This is a genomic window from Longibacter salinarum (assembly GCF_002554795.1).
GTDB classification, from domain to species: Bacteria; Bacteroidota; Rhodothermia; order Rhodothermales; family Salinibacteraceae; genus Longibacter; species Longibacter salinarum.
The window spans coordinates 43870-60252 of record NZ_PDEQ01000007.1 but is presented as its reverse complement, the minus strand read 5'-3'; the positions used below and the strand labels follow the sequence as shown (position 1 = coordinate 60252).

15 protein-coding genes and 1 tRNA gene are annotated in these 16383 nt (G+C 60.0%); 7 read left to right on the top strand and 9 right to left on the bottom strand.

The features are described 5' to 3' along the window. Positions 1 to 56: 56 nt before the first annotated feature. The 7 genes from CRI94_RS13600 to rplM all read right to left on the bottom strand — a co-directional run bounded on the left by CRI94_RS13600 (position 57) and on the right by rplM (position 4991). Positions 57 to 145 (bottom strand) — tRNA-Ser (locus CRI94_RS13600). 164 nt (positions 146 to 309) lie between these two features. Beyond that, positions 310 to 879 (bottom strand): ribosome recycling factor, encoded by a 570-nt coding sequence (gene frr, locus CRI94_RS13595; protein WP_098076797.1) that lies wholly within the window; start codon positions 877 to 879, stop codon positions 310 to 312. Positions 880 to 1005: 126 nt separating this feature from the next. After that, positions 1006 to 1803: a UMP kinase gene (gene pyrH / locus CRI94_RS13590; protein ID WP_245846196.1), complete on the bottom strand. Its 798-nt coding sequence runs from the start codon at positions 1801 to 1803 to the stop codon at positions 1006 to 1008. A 136-nt stretch (positions 1804 to 1939) separates the two neighbouring features. Continuing rightward, positions 1940 to 2770, bottom strand: a complete 831-nt coding sequence (gene tsf, locus CRI94_RS13585; protein WP_098076794.1) for a translation elongation factor Ts — start codon at positions 2768 to 2770, stop codon at positions 1940 to 1942. A 133-nt stretch (positions 2771 to 2903) separates the two neighbouring features. Next, positions 2904 to 3833: a 30S ribosomal protein S2 gene (rpsB, locus tag CRI94_RS13580; RefSeq protein WP_098077212.1), complete on the bottom strand. Its 930-nt coding sequence runs from the start codon at positions 3831 to 3833 to the stop codon at positions 2904 to 2906. A 212-nt stretch (positions 3834 to 4045) separates the two neighbouring features. Beyond that, positions 4046 to 4444 (bottom strand): 30S ribosomal protein S9, encoded by a 399-nt coding sequence (gene rpsI / locus CRI94_RS13575; RefSeq protein ID WP_098076791.1) that lies wholly within the window; start codon positions 4442 to 4444, stop codon positions 4046 to 4048. Between the two features lie 97 nt (positions 4445 to 4541). Beyond that, on the bottom strand, positions 4542 to 4991 hold the full coding sequence (gene rplM / locus CRI94_RS13570) for a 50S ribosomal protein L13 (protein WP_098076788.1): 450 nt from the start codon (positions 4989 to 4991) through the stop codon (positions 4542 to 4544). 486 nt (positions 4992 to 5477) lie between these two features. On the opposite strand from rplM, the gene CRI94_RS13565 reads away from it, so the two are divergent. Continuing rightward, on the top strand, positions 5478 to 6113 hold the full coding sequence (locus tag CRI94_RS13565; protein ID WP_098076785.1) for a sigma-70 family RNA polymerase sigma factor: 636 nt from the start codon (positions 5478 to 5480) through the stop codon (positions 6111 to 6113). A 494-nt stretch (positions 6114 to 6607) separates the two neighbouring features. After that, on the top strand, positions 6608 to 7246 hold the full coding sequence (locus CRI94_RS13560; protein ID WP_098076782.1) for a hypothetical protein: 639 nt from the start codon (positions 6608 to 6610) through the stop codon (positions 7244 to 7246). Between the two features lie 130 nt (positions 7247 to 7376). Here the strand turns inward: CRI94_RS13560 and dnaN are convergent, their stop codons facing one another. Together dnaN and dnaA are read right to left on the bottom strand one after the other, a co-directional pair. Then, complete coding sequence (gene dnaN / locus CRI94_RS13555; RefSeq protein ID WP_098076778.1) at positions 7377 to 8513, bottom strand: DNA polymerase III subunit beta; 1137 nt, start codon at positions 8511 to 8513, stop codon at positions 7377 to 7379. Between the two features lie 334 nt (positions 8514 to 8847). Continuing rightward, entirely contained in the window at positions 8848 to 10422 is a 1575-nt protein-coding gene (gene dnaA / locus CRI94_RS13550) for a chromosomal replication initiator protein DnaA (RefSeq protein ID WP_098076775.1), read from the bottom strand. 1128 nt (positions 10423 to 11550) lie between these two features. On the opposite strand from dnaA, the gene CRI94_RS13545 reads away from it, so the two are divergent. From CRI94_RS13545 to fabD, 5 genes are all read left to right on the top strand, one after another. Then, positions 11551 to 12072 carry a YceD family protein gene (locus CRI94_RS13545; protein ID WP_098076772.1) on the top strand — a complete coding sequence of 174 codons (522 nt, stop codon included), beginning with the start codon at positions 11551 to 11553 and terminating at the stop codon, positions 12070 to 12072. Between the two features lie 212 nt (positions 12073 to 12284). After that, positions 12285 to 12482, top strand: a complete 198-nt coding sequence (gene rpmF, locus CRI94_RS13540; protein WP_098076769.1) for a 50S ribosomal protein L32 — start codon at positions 12285 to 12287, stop codon at positions 12480 to 12482. 345 nt (positions 12483 to 12827) lie between these two features. Further along, positions 12828 to 13832, top strand: coding sequence for a phosphate acyltransferase PlsX (plsX, locus tag CRI94_RS13535; protein WP_098076767.1), 1005 nt, complete (start codon positions 12828 to 12830; stop codon positions 13830 to 13832). Between the two features lie 385 nt (positions 13833 to 14217). Then, a complete protein-coding gene (locus tag CRI94_RS13530; protein WP_098077209.1) occupies positions 14218 to 15264 on the top strand; it encodes a beta-ketoacyl-ACP synthase III in 1047 nt (348 codons plus the stop codon). 86 nt (positions 15265 to 15350) lie between these two features. Then, positions 15351 to 16295: an ACP S-malonyltransferase gene (fabD, locus tag CRI94_RS13525; RefSeq protein ID WP_098076764.1), complete on the top strand. Its 945-nt coding sequence runs from the start codon at positions 15351 to 15353 to the stop codon at positions 16293 to 16295. Positions 16296 to 16383: the final 88 nt, after the last annotated feature.

The following is a 16383-nucleotide window of genomic DNA, read 5'->3' as shown; positions in this document are numbered from 1 at the left end:
CTTCTCGGTGTCATCTAACGCGATGCGTCGGCGGGACGGGTCGCGTCAGGTTCGTGCGGAGGGGGAGGGATTCGAACCCTCGGTACCGCGAAAACGGCACACTCGCTTTCCAGGCGAGCCCCTTCGACCGCTCGGGCACCCCTCCGGATCGTGAAAACGTGATATCTCGAATGTCAACTCCGGTCCAATGATCCGGCCCGCAGCGCCCTCATCCGAAATTCGCGAGAGCGTTGATGCGTTGGATCGTTGATGCGTTTTCGCGTTTATCGTCCCAACGACCCAACGTTTTAACGTATCAACGCGAAGCGGTCACACCTTCATGATCGCTTCGGTTTTCTTCTCGAGGAGGTCGTCGGACTTGTTGGTGTACTTGTCCGTGATCTCCTGAAGGTCTTCCTCGGCGCCGTACATGACGTCCTCGGAGAGGTTGTGCTCTTCGACCGTTTTCTTGAGCTCGTCCTTCACATCGCGGCGGATGTTGCGGATCGAGATCTTGGCGTCTTCGGCCCGCTCACGAGCTTTCTTCGCCAGCTCCTTACGGCGCTCCTCGGACAGCGGCGGCACGGGAATGCGGATCTTCTCGCCATCGTTGTTCGGGTTGAGGCCGAGATCCGCGGTCATGATGCCGCGCTCGATGTCGCCGATCGCGTTGCGGTCGAACGGCTGGACGACCAGCAGATCGGCCTGCGGTGCGGTCACGCTCGCCACCTGGTTCAGGGGCACAACGCTGCCGTAGTATTCGACCTTCACGTTTTCGAGCATGGCCGGTGCGGCACGCCCGACGCGGATTGAGTTGAATTCCGAACGCAGGAAGTTGAATGCTTCTTCCATCCGCTCATCTGCGTCGTCGAGAACGTCTTGGACGGGATCGTCAGACATATCAGCTCGGGGGAGAGTGTGCATGAGGATGTCGCGCTCGGTGCCGCCCTCCGTTGGGGCGGCATTCGCGAGCTAACGCGGGGACGGCCTGAATTGTATGGCCGCCGTCAGCAGATGCAAGACGGCTTATGCGTCTGCATGTTCGGCAATGGACTCCGAATCGTTCCAGTGAACGCGCGTACCGACGCTTTCGCCCTTGAGGACGCGCCGCAGGTTGCCGGAAATGCCCATGTTGAATACGAGAATCGACATGCTTGATTCCTGGCAGAGGGTGAACGCCGTCATGTCCATCACTTTGAGTCCGCGGCGGATGACCTCCTTGCCGTGGATGGCGCGGAAGCGCTGGGCGTCGTCGTTCTTCTCTGGGTCGGCGGTAAAGACGCCATCCACGCGCGTTCCTTTCAAGATGACGTCCGCGTCGATTTCTAGGCCGCGGAGGGCAGCTGCGGTGTCCGTCGTAAAGTACGGATTGCCGGTGCCGGCACCGAAGATTACGACGCGCCCCTTTTCCAGGTGACGAATCGCACGTCGGCGGATGAACGGCTCAGCAATCTCCTCCATCTTGATGCTGGACTGGAGGCGCGTCTGCAGTCCGACCTGTTCGAGTGCGTCCTGCAGAGCCATACCGTTGATCATCGTCGCCAGCATGCCCATGTAGTCCGCGTGCGCCCGCGTCATGCCCTTCATGGCATTCTGGACGCCGCGGAAGATGTTTCCACCGCCGATTACGATCGCTATCTCCGCGCCGAGCTCCACGGCTTTCTTGACCTCTTTTGCGTAGGTGCGGAGGACCTGTTCGTCGATGCCGAACTCACGGTCGGTGCCCAAAAGGGCTTCGCCGCTGAGTTTCAGCAGGACACGACAATAGGTAAGGTCGGTGGAAGCGTCGGTCGACATCGGAGCGTCGGTAGAGGTCTCAGCCATCGGGGATCGGAGTCGCGGGGTCAGGCGGGCATAAGGCTACGATCGAAAATCCAGCCCGCAAAGTCCAGCCGACCGGACCGTTCGTCGAGAAAATCGATGAACGCCGGTCGGCTGGCAAATGGTGCGGAAAAGTAGATCAGTCGCCGAGGGCGAAGCGCACGAAGCGGTGCACCTTCACGTCAGCGTCGTCGAGCATCTCCTGGACGGACTGCGAAGCGTCCTTCACGAAGGACTGCTCGAGCAGAACGTGATCTTCGAAGAAGCGCTCGAGCTTGCCTTCGACGATGCGGTCGAGGATGTGCTCGGGTTTGCCTTCGTTGATCGCAGCGTCGCGTGCAATCTCCTTCTCCTTCTCCTGAACTTCCTCCGGGACCTCGCTGCGGTCCACGGCGATCGGGTCGAGGGCGGCGATCTGCATGGCCACGTCGCGGCCCGCCTCTTCGCGGTCACCGTTGCCGGATACCTCCACGATGACGCCGAGCTTCGAACCGGGGTGGACGTACTTGATGATTTCACCCTCCTGGCTTTCCACGACGCGGAAGCGGCGGATGTCGAGCTTCTCGCCAATGCGGCCGGTCATGGCGACCAGCTCTTCCTTGACGGTGGCCTCACCGTTGTAGGAGAGGCTGTGCAGTGCGTCGAGATCGCTCGGCTTCTCCGTCAGCGTGAGATCGGCGATACGATCGACGAACGATTCGAAGTCCTCGTTGCGAGCGACGAAGTCGGTTTCGCAGTTGACTTCAACGATCGCGCCGGCGGATCCGTCTTCGCTAATAGCGATCGAGATGAGACCTTCATCGGCCTCCTTCTCCGCGCGCTTGGCGGCAACTTTCTGGCCTTTCTTACGGAGGAGTTCGACAGCTGCGTCGAAGTCACCGTCCGTTTCCTGCAGGGCCTTCTTGCAGTCCATCATGCCGACGCCGGTGGCGTCGCGAAGGGCCTTGACGTCTTTTGCGGAAATGCTCATAGGTGGCAGTATTGATTCCTCGTTTCAAATGTCGTCGTGCACATGCAGCAGCGGCGCGGGGGACGCCGGCGTTCAGATGTGGCGGTAAAAAGGCCGGACTCAACTGAGCCCGGCCCGGATGCCGCTGGCGGGGTTATCCCTGCTGCTTCTGCTTCGCGTTCTGCTTGGCTTTGCGCTCCTGCAGCCCCTCGTGGATCGCCTCCGTGATCGTGGAGGTGACGAGCTCGATGGAGCTCAGCGCATCATCGTTCGCCGGGATCGGGTAGTCGATGTTGCGCGGGTCGCCGTTGGTATCGACCATCGCGATGATCGGGATGCCCAGCTTGCGGGCTTCGCTGACGGCGATGTGCTCGCGCTTCACGTCCACGATGAAGATCGCGCCGGGCAGGTTCGCCATGTTGCGAATCCCGCCGAGGGTGGCCTCGAGCTTCTCGTGCTCGCGCATCCGCATCAGCTTCTCCTTCTTCTTCAGCTTATCGAGCGTGCCTTCTTTCTCCATACGCTCAATGTCTTCCATCCGGCGAATCGACCGGCGGATCGTCTGGAAGTTCGTCATGGTACCGCCCATCCAGCGCTGCACCATGAACGGCATGCCGGCGTCTTCGGCATGCTCACGGACGATTTCCTGGGCCTGCTTCTTCGTCCCGGCGAAGAGAATCTTCTTGCCGCGACGGGCAAACCGGCGGGCCGCATCCGCCGCTTTGTCGAGCAGGACCTGCGTCTGCATCAGGTCGATGATGTGGATGTTGTTCCGGTCCATGAAGATGTACTTCTTCATGCGCGGATCCCACCGGCTGGTGAGGTGACCGAAGTGCGAACCGGCCTTCAGCAGCTCTTCGATGGTGGCGCGGTGGGAGGCCGATTCGCCTTCTTCGGCGTCGTCCTCATCCTCATCCTCATCATCCTCTTCTTCGTCTACGACGTCCTCTTCCTCATCGTCGTAGTCTTCGTCGAGGTCCTCGTCATCGTCGTATTCTTCGTCCGCGACGTCCGTATCTTCGACCTCTTCGTCGAGTTCAGTCTCGTCAACGGCGTCGGGGTTCTGCGTCTTTTTGTCTGCCATGTGCTGTATCTGGGGAAGGAGAAATTGGGTTTCGGCTACTACGACCGTCATATGCGCGGCGAAACCGGAACGAGCGGCGCGAGGCACCTATCGTCCCCGTCAACCCACCGTCGCATCGGGCCGTATGATTGATTTGGAGTGCGAAATGCGGATTTCGAAATGCGAAATGTAGAACCACTTCGCTCCTCGACCTTCGCAGTTCGACTTGGTGCTTAACGTTTGCTGTACTGGCTCTTCTTACGAGCTTTCGGCTGACCGTACTTCTTACGCTCGACCATGCGGTCGTCACGCGTAAGGAAGCCGGCTTCGCGGAGCGGTCCACGCAGCTCTTCGTCATACTTGACGAGCGCACGGGCGACGCCGAGGCGAATCGCTTCGGCTTGTCCGGTGAGGCCGCCGCCGGAGACGGTAACCTTCACGTCGAAGTTGCCGATCATGTCGGTAACGCTGAACGGCTGGTCAAGCGACCGCCGGCGCCAGGCGACCGGGAAGTATTCGGATGCGTCGCGGCCGTTAACCTCAAACGAGGTGCCGTCGCCGGGGCGCAGGTACACACGAGCCGTCGAGGTCTTGCGACGACCAACGGCCTGAAACTGGGTGAGTGTTGCCATGGGAAGAGGAAGGTTATGCAGAAAAGAAAATCGGTGAATGCGAGCGGTGCGGCCCGTCTCGCATGTCACGGGGAAGGGCGCAGGAGCGCCGACCCGACTACTTGATGTCGTCGAGCGGCTTCGGCTGCTGGGCCTCGTGTGGGTGCTCGTCGCTGGCGTATACCTTCAGTTTCTTGAACATCTGGCGTCCAAGAGGACCTTTCGGCATCATGCCTTTGACGGCTTTCGAAATGAGGCGCTCAGGATGATCCTCGCGCACTTCTTCCGCGCTTATTTCGCGCTCGCCACCCGGGTATCCGCTGTAGGTCCGGTAGGTCTTGTCCGTCTCCTTGCGACCGGTGAAGCGAACCTTGTCCGCGTTTACGACCACGACGAAATCGCCGGTGTCGACGTGCGGAGTGTAGGTCGGCTTGTGCTTCCCGCGCAGGACGCGGGCAATCCGGCTCGCGAGGCGACCGACGACCTCATTGGTCGCATCAACAACGTACCATTCCTGGTCGACGTCGGACGACTTCGCGCTAAACGTTTTAAAACTTTGGCTGTCCATCGGTGGGTCTCGTCATTATACACTCGGGGTCCGAGGATGCAGGCTCGGCGCGCCGCACACGACCTCTCATGATTACAGCCAGGTTGACTGAACCACGAATACGATCACTGCGCGCACGGCGACAATCACGAAAGCAGCCAGACCTGTCTGGATGGACCAGGACCGGCGCTCACGGCAAACAGGCTCAACTCACCGAACCGGTTCATCGTTCCGGTAGTGCAGAGCCCTCCGCGCAACACATCAGGCTGTCTAGCACGTGTGCCACGTTTCGAGGTTGCGCGTCCATTTCGTCTTCCTGCAATTTTGACGCTTGATTTGAGCCTCCTCGCGGCAATCTACCCCTATAATGGCATATAAAATAAGTAAATGAACATAAATACTTGATTATATTATTTACAATGTATAGAGTTAGGTGCGGCCCCCGCCGTCGACTTCCGTTCCTAATTGTCAGGGTGGTGACGTTTGTCGCCGCCCGGTTCGTTCACCATGCGCACCTCTTCCCGGCTGCGTCCCCTCCTACGGCAACTCCCCTTCCCGCTCGATGACACCGACCGTCTGAACCATGTATACGCACGGTGGGCTCGGTCCGGTGCACTTTCCGATCGTGAGATCGTCGATCTATGGACGTACTGTTTTACATGGCGCTACTTTCTGTCCAAGGCCGCCCGGAGTAGTATGCGTCGGCCCTCGGACATGGATGCTCTGATTGCCCGTTCCATCCGGCGAACCTGCAGAACGCGACACGATGCGACAGCCATCGTCCGGTATGCGAGCTGGGTAAGCGTCGTGTGCCGAAATACGTTCGTGAATTACGCCAAGCGATCCCGGGCACTGGCGTCCATTGACGATCTCCGAGGATTTGCTGTCAGCGAACCGGCTCCGACGTACAACGATGCGCCACGGATCCGCCGAGTGCTTCTCGCGGCCATCCTTCGCCTGCCGACGTATCTGCAGGACACGGCGCGTCTCTTCTTCGTGGATGGGTGCAGCTTCGAGACCATCGCGGCGTCCACCGGGAAGTCGATCCCGACAGTGCGAACCTACAAGTGCCGTGCGCTCAACGAGCTCCGCCGCGACCCGGACCTCCGGAAAATCTCTGAAGGCTTCGCTCCACCCGCGTGACGGAGCGAAGTGCGTTCGGCGATTCAACCGGGCGCATCGAGCATGGTCGGGGTATTATACGTTTTCCGAATGATATTGTCGGGGTCGGCCGAACCGTGTCTTCGCAGCGCCTCCGAGTTGGAAAGAGAACCGTTTCAACACCTGTTTGGCGGACCGCCTTTGGCCATCCCAAAGGACGGACCTTCCGACGGTCGGTTCTCGGGACGCCTGCGAGTGAACGTGAACGACCGATCTTGCATTTTTGAGACCCATCCGCCAAACCGGTTCTCAACGGGATACGTTCAAACGTTCTGCTACGGAGTGGCGCGAATGGCGAATCGAAGCCGTTGGGGACACCGACATTTTACAGTCCAAACGGTCTTACGTGCGAAGACCGAGCGGAAACTGTGGGCCTCTGTGCGAACGGGAAAACGAGCGCCGGGGGATGGCGTATCGGAGAGAAAGAAGCGGTGGTCCCTCTCCGTTTGTGCCTCGAGTCTCAACGCCTCCTTTCTATGTCTTCCGTCTCTTCATCCGAGTCCTCGACCCACGGGACACAGGCTGGGAATGCTACCGAGGCCGAGCGCGGTCGTGTGCTCGGCTGGGTCGCTGGCTGGCCGGAGCCCGTCCAGTGGATCTTCTCCTCATTTCTCCTCGCCGCTGTTCTTTATGCCAGTGCATTGGGCGTAGATCGTGCAACCCGGTCGCCGCTCGATCAGCTCGCGGCGCTGGACGTGTCGGAGACCCGGATCGAAGGCTACCGGATGAACGTCGCGGACTCGTTGGCTGCACAGAACGATACGGTCAGCACCGATCGGCTTTTCCTGCAGGCGTTGAATCAGCTTCGGGAGGCGCGCACCACGACGCTCGGTCTTTTTCCGCGATACGAGGAGGTGCCGCTGGCCCGCTCAATGTCGCTTCTGGAGGAGGTCATCGAGCGCGAATCATCGGCGTCGTTCCTGGGCCTCGAAGCCCGTTTCTTTCTCGCGAAGGCGTTCCTTGCGCAGGAGAAACCGGATGCCGCTCGGGATCAGCTTCAGGTCCTGGCGCGGCGGGACAATCGGCGGGCGGCTGAGGCGGTGCAGATGTTGAAGCGGCTGCAGAAGGTGGCGCCGATGCAGGAGCCGGACACGATGTCGAGCCCGTACGACTGAGAAGGCAGCGTCCTGCGGATGCCGGAAGGCGGTCGCATTCTCGGGACCGGTACATGCAAAACGGGAAGCACGGCACTGGGCCCTGCTTCCCGTCGGATGTTCGCATGGCCGGTGCGGACCGGCGGCTGGGTCAGGCGTACGACTTCAGCATCACCGGCATGATGAGCATCAGGATGTCCTCGTCGTCTTCCTGGTCGACCGGAACGACAATACCTGCGCGGTTGGGCGAGCTAAGCTGAAAGACGACCTCCTCCGATGTCACGTTGCTCAGCACCTCGGTCAGGTACTCGGAGTTGAACCCGATTTCCATGTCGTCGGAATCGTAGTCGCACTTTACCACCTCTTCCGCCTCACTGGAGCGTTCCACGTCCTCCGCAGAGATCGTCACACTGTCGCCCGAGATCTGTAGCCGGATCTGGTTCGTCATGCTGGACGAGTAGAGGCCGACACGCCTGACCGCGTTGAGCATGTCTTCGCGGTTGATGGTCAGCCGCTTCTCGTTCTCCTTCGGGATAACCGCCTGGTAGTTCGGGTACGTCTCATCGATCAGGCGGGCGAGCACGCGCGAGTTGCCGAATTCGAACGACACATGGCCTTCGTCGACCGCCAGAGTGCAGATCTCATCGTCCTCGACGACACGCCCCGCGAGTTTCGTCGCTTTCTCCGGTACAATGAAGTTGACCTCTTCAGCAGCGGTCAGGGTCGGGAGCACGAGCTTGACAAGGCGATGTCCGTCCGTCGCGACCGCCTTGGTTTCATCGGTACCGACCTGAAAGTAGACGCCCATCATCGCCGGGCGAAGCGCATCCTTGCTGACCGCAAAGCTCGTCTTGTCGATCGCGCGGCGGAGCAGGTTGCCTTCCGTCGTGATCTCGTGCTTGCCGGAGATCTCCGGAAGCTCCGGATAGTCGTCGCCGTCGTGGCCGACCATCTTGTAGTGACCCTGATCCGTGTCCATACGGATCTCGAAGTCGGCGTCCGTGGAGAAGTCGATCGGCATGTCGGCCGGCAGGGCGCGGAGCGTATCCGTCAACCGCTTGGCAGGAACGGCAACCGTGTTCGCTTCTGGCGTGCCGTTCGTTTCGAACTGAACCGGCAGTTTGCGAACGATCGAGATCTCGAGGTCGGTCGCACTCAGCCGAAGTGCATCGTCCTCCTGTTCGAAGAGAATGCACTCCAGGATCGGGAGTGTGCTCTTCGACGGAACGGCGCCCTTCACGGTGTTGAGCGCGTCGAGCAGATCACCGCACTTGGTCGTAAATTTCATGACGGGACGAGGAGCTGAAGCGGAAAGGAAAGTAGAAAATCAATGCTTGGGGACCGCTTTGTACAATACAAACGAGAGAGCAGATCCACGTACTGTACAATGCATGTGTAGGACCGAGGACCCCGTCATTCGATCGCTTTCGTAGGAAGTTTACGTCTGGGGCGTTGGGTCGGTGACGCGTTGATGCGTTGAACGTTGAAACGTTCGGGATTGAGGGTTAAGGATTGCGGATTCGGCGTGTGACTCCACGCTGAGTCGATGTTGCGGTGCAGCCCCAAGACATCAGCTACCTCAACACCTTCACACCTTCAGACATCAACACTTCCACACCGCATCACCGTGAGCGCAGTTCGATCTTGCGTCCGATCTCTTCCACCATGCTCGCGAACTGATCGTCGGTTTCGATCTGGTCTTCCACTGTGTTGTTGGCGTGGATCACGGTGGAGTGATCGCGCCCGCCGAAGTGGAGACCAATCGTCTTGAGCGAGTGCTGCGTGAGTTTCTTCGAGAAGTACATCGCGATCTGTCGCGCACGAACGACCTCTCGTTTGCGGGTTTTTGCACGAACGAGGTCTTCCGGGATGTCGAGGTAGTCGCAGACGATCCGTTGAATTTCTTCGATCGTGAGGTTGACCTGCATATCTTGCATCAGGTCGCGAAGCACCTCTTTCGCGAGATCGAGGTCCAGGTCGCGCTGGTGGAGCGTGGCGTGGGCAAGGAGCCGGATCAGGGCCCCCTCCAGCTCGCGGATGTTGCTCTTGATGTTGTGGGCGATGAACTCGATGACCTCCTGCTCGAGTTCGATGCCGTCGTCCTCTGCTTTGCGCTGGAGGATCGCGATGCGGGTTTCCAGGCCGGGAGACTGGACGTCAGCAGAGAGGCCCCACTGGAATCGGGAGAGGAGGCGTTCCTCGATGCCTTCGATGTCGCGTGGCGGCCGATCTGCAGAGAGAATGATCTGCCGGCCGGACTGGTGCAGGGCATTAAAGATGTGGAAGAACTCCTCCTGCGTCTTCTCCTTCCCGCTGAAGAACTGGACGTCATCGACGATGAGCAAGTCGATTTGGCGATAGAACATCGAGAACTCGCTGATGCGATTCCGCTGGATCGACTGGACGAACTCGGTCGTGAAGCGTTCGCTGGACACGTACAGGCACGTGTCGACGCTCTCCTTGGCCTGGACGTAGTTGCCGATCGCCTGGATCAGGTGAGTTTTTCCGAGTCCTACGCCGCCGTAGATGAGGAAGGGGTTGAAGCTCGTGGCGCCGGGCTCCTGCGCGATGGCCCACGCGGCGCTTCGGGCCAGCCGGTTGCAGTCGCCTTCGATGAACCGCTCGAACGTATAGCTGCTGTTGAGCTGGCTGTCGATCTCGGCCTTTTGGATGCCCGGGATCGCGAAGGGATTGCTGACGGGCGGTTGCTGAGAGCCGGGCGGGCCGGCAGACGGGTCACCATCCCGGGCCGGTGACGGTTGGTTCTCGCTCCCTCGTGAGCGAGATGACGAGGACTCCTGCCGACGACCCTCAGGGGCGTCAATCTCCGCGGGATTCGGAGGAGCCTCGGAGGCGTCCGGACTGACATCGTCTCCGCGGCGGGCCGGAAGTTGCATTGAGGCCCCGTGCTCCGGCTCTTCCGGATTCTCCTTCTCGATGACCACGTCGTAGAACAGGCGGCCGTTGGGGCCGAGGACCTTCGTGATCGTCTTTCGGAGGAGGGAGAAATAGTGCTCCTCCAGCCATTCGTAGTAGAATCTGCTCGGAAGCTGGATGGTCAACTTCCGCAGGCCGTCCTCCTCTGTCAGCGACTGGGCCTTGAGGGGCTCGAACCACGTTTTAAAACTCTGCCGGTTGATGTTCTCCTGGATGATTTCGCGGCACTGCGCCCAGGCGGTTTCGGCGGACTGATCCATAGCGTGTGGGAGCCGTCTGCCGCGGAATATACTCCAGCGGCCAGGAAAGAACGATACGAGTGATAGGGGAGCATCGAAGCCGGACCCGTGGTGGGAAGAAACGGCCTCGTGCACATCATTCATCCAATGCGCAGTTCGTGTACGGAGGTTCATGCAGAAGGCTCCATCCGCTGTCGGCTGGAGGGCCGCCTTCGGAGAACCCGGCTAAAAACCCATGCACCGGTTCGGTTCGCACCGGGCAGACCAGGAAATGACCAAGAATGGCGTACACGACTACATACTTTATCCACAACCCATCCGGGGAATCATGGTGGTGTAACCCATGTCACCATTCACCCCGGCTTATTCGTCCACACCTTATCAACACGTTATCCACACAGCCTAAGTCGTTGATTGCCACCGGCTTGTGGTGTTATGTGAACGTTCCGTTGGGTCCTGGTGGGCGAGGATACGTTCTGCGTGTGGAAAAATATGCTGAAGACTACCCGATATAAACGGGTTATCCACATCTTGCTCACAGAAATTACGCGATCAGGAAGATGCCGGCTTCATCGTGCCGTGTAGCGTTCTGTGAGACATCACGATATGGATGCGCCTGCAGTGTGCAGGAGGCGTCGTCCGGTGGCGAGGAGGCGATAGGTCTTTGCCGACGTCGCCTGTATGGTATCGACGCAGCGCGCGGTCATTCTCACGTGTCCCCTGTCTTGACGAATGGCAATTCTTTTGCGGTTGCCCCCCGCTCTTCGCATGTGTTTGGGCTCATGTATCGAGCCGGGTCGACGGGTCCGAAGCCTATCGCCAAAGGGACATCAACGATAATCATCGGTCCCGGCAACGTCAAGGTCGAGGAGGGATTTCATGGATCCGGTAGGCGGGCAACCGTGTCGCCGCGTCGCGACCTGGCGAAGCGGTCTTCTCGCTCTAAGATTCGGATACGGAAATGACGGTCGTGCGAGAAGGGGGCACGCCCCGCCTCGGGCGCGCGGAGCGGTCTCAGGAGCGTCACAGACCCGTTTCATACGTGGGGGAGGTGGAACTAGCGGTGTCCATTCTCATTTCAACGTTCCTTTTTTGCCGCCGTCCGCGTGCGGTTTCGTTTCGCTCCATGGCATCATCCGTCGAACTCCCATGTTGCAACTCGACATTACGCCGTTCAAATCCGGCGTCCACCACGTCGAACTCACTCCGGAGGCGAGCGACCTTGAGTTCGAACTGGAGCCGTTCGATGATATCCACGATATCTCGAATATCCATGTCGATATTACCATTCAGGCGCATCGCGATCGCCTGCTCCTTCACATCGGCGTCGAAGCGGATGCGGAGCTGACGTGTGATCGGACGCTGGAGCAGTTTACCGAGCGTGTGGACGGGCAGTACAGCGTCCTTTTCGGTCCAGAGCAGCTTGTGGGCGCCGAGACGGATGATTACGACGAGGTGCGCCCGCTCAATCGCGGAGACCGAGAGGTCGACATCACCGATATCGTGCGCGACACGATCATGATCGCGATTCCGCAGCGCAAGGTGGCGCCCGGAGCCGAAGACGAAGACATCACGATGGCATTCGGCACGCCGGACGATCCTGAGGATGTGGAGGAGCCGGTCGACCCGCGGTGGAGTGAACTACAAAAGCTGAAGTCCGATGACGAGTAAATGGTCTCCGTTGTCGCATTCATCCGGAGTAGGTTCGCCTTAGATTTTAAAATGTAAGAGAAATGCGCGCGCATCCGCGAACCGGTTGGCGTGTTGACCTTTTACCCCCGATGCATTTCGACACGGGATGCCCTGATGTTCGGCCGGACTCCGGCCTGCGGTGAGCACAGCTCCCCGTCCCCGATTCAACGTACCGATTTTATTGCTTAGCCATGGCCGTTCCGAAGAGAAAACATTCCAAGTCACGCACTCGCAAGCGCCGTAGCACGTACTACAATGCGCTGAAGGCGCCGCAACTGATGGACTGCAGCAATTGCGGTAATCCAAAGGTGATGCACCGCGTGTGCAACCACTGCGGACACTATCGCGGCCGCCAGATCGTTGAGCCGTCGGCCGAATACCAGCTGTAACGGTGCGTCGCCTGCTGAAGGCACCGACCATCTAGGTTGTGCCTCACGTCGGGTTGGATCGGCAAGATCGAGCCGCGATGTGTCGTGCCCGATGAACGGCCAGAGAAATGAGCACGCCCTGCACCCACGCCCCACGAAGCGGTGGCACGGTGAGCAGAGCGTGCATTTCTTTATGGTCTACTGGGCCGTTGGTCCGTCATCACGGGCTTCGGATCGGTTGATCGTTTACCGTTGCGTTGCACTCATGGCGACTCCGTGCTATGTTGGCGCGGTGGTTGCCCGGTGCTCGCTCGGGTATTCCCTTTTCCTCTTCGTAGATTTCCGGACTGACCTCACTTCGGCCGTATGGCATTGTGTATTGCAGTGGACGCGATGGGGGGCGACAACGCCCCAAACGCCGTCATCCAGGGAGCGATTTCAGCTCTCGAATCGGCGGACGACCCGCTCCAGATTCTGCTTTTCGGCCCCACGGACCGCGTACAGCCCCTTCTCGACGAGGCCGGCGTTTCGTCCGATCTACCGCTCAAGCTGGTAGATGCCCCGGACGTGATCGAAATGACCGACTCTCCGGCGGCTGCGGTGAAGAAGAAACGGGAGTCGTCGATCCATCTCGGACTCGGCGCGCACAAGAAAGGAGACGCCGATGCGTTTATCAGTGCCGGGAATACGGGCGCCGTCATGGCGACCTCGATGTTCACGCTCGGGCGCATCAGCGGCGTGGAGCGTCCATCGATTGCCGGATATTTTCCTACCCTGCGTGGCTTCTCGATCGTCGTTGACATCGGGACCAACGTAGACTGCCGTCCAGAGCACCTCGTTCAGTTCGCCCGGATGGCGAGTGTGTACACTCAGCACGTCCTTGGTACGGAGAATCCGTCTGTCGGTCTTCTGAACATTGGCGAAGAGCCTGGTAAGGGGAATGAGCAGGTGAAGGCCGCCTTCGATCTGCTCGGGGAGGCAGAAGACATCAACTTCAAGGGCAATGTCGAGGGGAGCGATCTGCTGGACTACGCCGCGGACATCATTGTGTGCGACGGTTTCGTCGGCAACATCTTGCTGAAGTTCGGCGAGAGCATGACGACGGTCCTGAAGAAAATGACGGCTCAGGAGATGGAGCGCCAACAGCTTCCGCCGGAGGACCAGCAGGTCGTCGCCGGCGTCCTCAGTGAAGTCAGCAAGGGGTTTGATGCCGATCACCGGGGAGGTGCACCGCTTCTCGGCGTGGACGGCAATGTGATGATCGGCCACGGCCGGTCGAATGCCGATGCGATCGAGCAAATGATCCACGCCACGGCCGACCTCGTTCGCTCCAACGTCGTGAATGAGCTGAAGGACGCATTCGGAGAGTAGCTCCCGACCGCGTCTTTGTCAGAGACCGTTTTGCCCCTCGTCGTTCGCGAGGCTCCTGTGTATCCCGAGTGTTTCCTTTCCGAAGGCCGGGTCTCGGTCTCGCCGTGCGTGTGGAATCAAACCACCGCCGCAAACCGCACGAGTTCGTCGATTCTCGGTTCACAGGGCTTGATCCGCGATAGCGGTTCGCCTTTCTTACGAAGCATGCTTCCTTCGGAGGCAGGCTTTGCGTGATGTCGCAACGCACGTCTCTGTGGTTGCCGCCCAGCAGATCCGATCGGTCGGCTTTGTGCCGATCCTCTGGTCCGACACCTCGGACGTTCGGTTCGAGCCCCCGGGCGAATGTTCTCGTTTCCTCTTTTTCGCGCGCTTTATCTCCATCCCTATGTCCGCCCAGCCTTCGCGCTCTAGCGCAGCACGGCCACGCACAAACGAAGCACAGCCGCGCATTAACGCAGCCATCACGACCGTCGGCCACTTTCTTCCTGACGAGCGGCTCACAAATGCCGATCTGGAGAAGATGGTGGATACGAGTGACGAGTGGATCCGTACGCGGACCGGCATCAGGGAGCGCCGCATCCTCCGCGACGAAGACAAAGCCACGTCGGATATGGCGGCCGGAGCGGCGAAGGAAATCCTCGAGAAGCGTGGCATCGGCCCCGAAGAGATTGACGCCATCATCGTGGCGACCGTGACGCCGGATATGCTTTTTCCGGCGACCGCGTGCCTGGTACAGAATAAGATTGGCGCAACGAACGCATGGGGCTTTGACCTGTCGGCCGCGTGCAGCGGCTTCCTGTTTGCGCTCACGACGGGTTCGCAGCTCATCGAGAGCGGGCGCTACGAGAAGGTGATGGTGATCGGCGCGGACAAGATGAGCTCGATCGTCGACTACACCGATCGAACGACCTGCATCCTGTTTGGCGATGGCGCGGCCGGCGTCCTCCTCGAACCGAGTGAGGAGCACGGCCTCGTCGATGCGGTCCAACACGTGGATGGCGAGCACGGCGACCTCCTGTGCATGAAAGGCGGCGGGAGTCTCAACCCGCCGACGCACCAGACGGTCGATGCTAAGATGCACTACATCCACCAGGACGGGCGGCCGGTCTTCAGACATGCCGTCACCGCGATGGCCGATGTCTGTGTCGAGGTCATGGAGCGAAACGATCTTACAGGAGACGATGTCGACTTCCTCGTCCCGCACCAGGCGAACCTCCGCATCATCGACGCCACAGCGAAGCGCATGGGGCTGACGTCCGACAAGGTGATGATCAACATCGACCGCTACGGCAACACGACCGCCGCCACCATTCCGCTTTGCCTCTACGACTGGGAGGATGAACTCTCAAAAGGCGACAACATCGTACTTACGGCGTTCGGCGGCGGCTTTACGTGGGGCGCCACATACCTGACCTGGGCGTACGGGGAGTAGGTTCAGGGTTCAGGGTTCAAGGTTCAGAGTTCAACGAACCAACGTATCAACGTTTCACCGCCTTAACGCATCAACACAAAAACACTATGGCCACCGCTTTTCTTTTTCCCGGACAGGGATCGCAGGCCGTCGGCATGGGCTCGGATCTCTTCGACAGGCGCCCGGAGGCACGCGAACGCTTCGAGGCTGCCAACGAGATCCTCGATGTCGACCTTCTGACGCTGATGTTCGGGCTGGATACAAGTATAGCGAATCCGGACGAAGAGCTTAAGCGGACGGAGATTACACAGCCGGCGCTGTACGTGCATAGCATGGCGGCAATGGCCGTGTTGGATGCGGAAGGCATCGCACCCGATATGGTGGCGGGACACAGTCTCGGGGAATACAGCGCCCTCGCCGCTGCTGGTGCGCTCTCCTTCGAAGATGGGCTGCGTGTCGTTCGACGTCGCGGTGAACTCATGGCCGAGGCGGGACACAAGCGTCCCGGTGCCATGGCCGCTGTCATCGGCGTGGACGATGAGGATGTCGAAGCGGTCTGCACGGCGATCACGGAAGAAACCGACGGGGTCGTTCAGCCCGCCAACTTCAACGCGCCCGGACAGGTCGTCATCTCGGGCGACGAAGGCGCGGTTACGGAGGCAACGGAGCGGATCGACGGCCGCGTGATTCCGCTACCGGTGAGCGGAGCGTTCCACTCGCCGCTGATGGACTACGCGCGCGACGGTCTGGCCGAGGTGCTCGAAGCCGTCGACATTCAGGAGCCGTCCTGCCCGGTCTATCTCAACGTCACGGCGAAGCCGACGATCGACCCGGATGAGATCCGGCAGCGCTTGATCGACCAGCTGCTTTCGCCGGTGCGTTGGGCGCAGACGCTCCGCGGGATGCATGACGACGGAGCCGATCGCTTCTTCGAGGTCGGCGCAGGACGTGTGCTACAGGGACTCGTCCGCCGAACGCTCGGTCGCGACGTAGAAACGGCCGGTGCCGGCACGCCCGAAGAACTAGACGCGATCGTGGGCGAACGGAGCTAGCACGGTCCAACACTATTGGTAGGATCGAACGGCCTTCGGCACTGCGTCGGAGGCCGTTTTTTTGTCGATATCGGATCTCGCGAATGGG

Coding starts and splice junctions, on each gene's coding strand:
- dnaN (WP_098076778.1), bottom strand. CDS start 8,513: ATGAAATTTACGACCAAGTGCGGTGATCTGCTCGACGCGCTCAACACC.
- tsf (WP_098076794.1), bottom strand. CDS start 2,770: ATGAGCATTTCCGCAAAAGACGTCAAGGCCCTTCGCGACGCCACCGGC.
- rpsB (WP_098077212.1), bottom strand. CDS start 3,833: ATGGCAGACAAAAAGACGCAGAACCCCGACGCCGTTGACGAGACTGAA.
- rplM (WP_098076788.1), bottom strand. CDS start 4,991: ATGGACAGCCAAAGTTTTAAAACGTTTAGCGCGAAGTCGTCCGACGTC.
- frr (WP_098076797.1), bottom strand. CDS start 879: ATGTCTGACGATCCCGTCCAAGACGTTCTCGACGACGCAGATGAGCGG.
- CRI94_RS13565 (WP_098076785.1), top strand. CDS start 5,478: ATGCGCACCTCTTCCCGGCTGCGTCCCCTCCTACGGCAACTCCCCTTC.
- plsX (WP_098076767.1), top strand. CDS start 12,828: ATGGCATTGTGTATTGCAGTGGACGCGATGGGGGGCGACAACGCCCCA.
- CRI94_RS13545 (WP_098076772.1), top strand. CDS start 11,551: ATGTTGCAACTCGACATTACGCCGTTCAAATCCGGCGTCCACCACGTC.
- pyrH (WP_245846196.1), bottom strand. CDS start 1,803: ATGGCTGAGACCTCTACCGACGCTCCGATGTCGACCGACGCTTCCACC.
- rpsI (WP_098076791.1), bottom strand. CDS start 4,444: ATGGCAACACTCACCCAGTTTCAGGCCGTTGGTCGTCGCAAGACCTCG.
- CRI94_RS13530 (WP_098077209.1), top strand. CDS start 14,218: ATGTCCGCCCAGCCTTCGCGCTCTAGCGCAGCACGGCCACGCACAAAC.
- rpmF (WP_098076769.1), top strand. CDS start 12,285: ATGGCCGTTCCGAAGAGAAAACATTCCAAGTCACGCACTCGCAAGCGC.
- fabD (WP_098076764.1), top strand. CDS start 15,351: ATGGCCACCGCTTTTCTTTTTCCCGGACAGGGATCGCAGGCCGTCGGC.
- CRI94_RS13560 (WP_098076782.1), top strand. CDS start 6,608: ATGTCTTCCGTCTCTTCATCCGAGTCCTCGACCCACGGGACACAGGCT.
- dnaA (WP_098076775.1), bottom strand. CDS start 10,422: ATGGATCAGTCCGCCGAAACCGCCTGGGCGCAGTGCCGCGAAATCATC.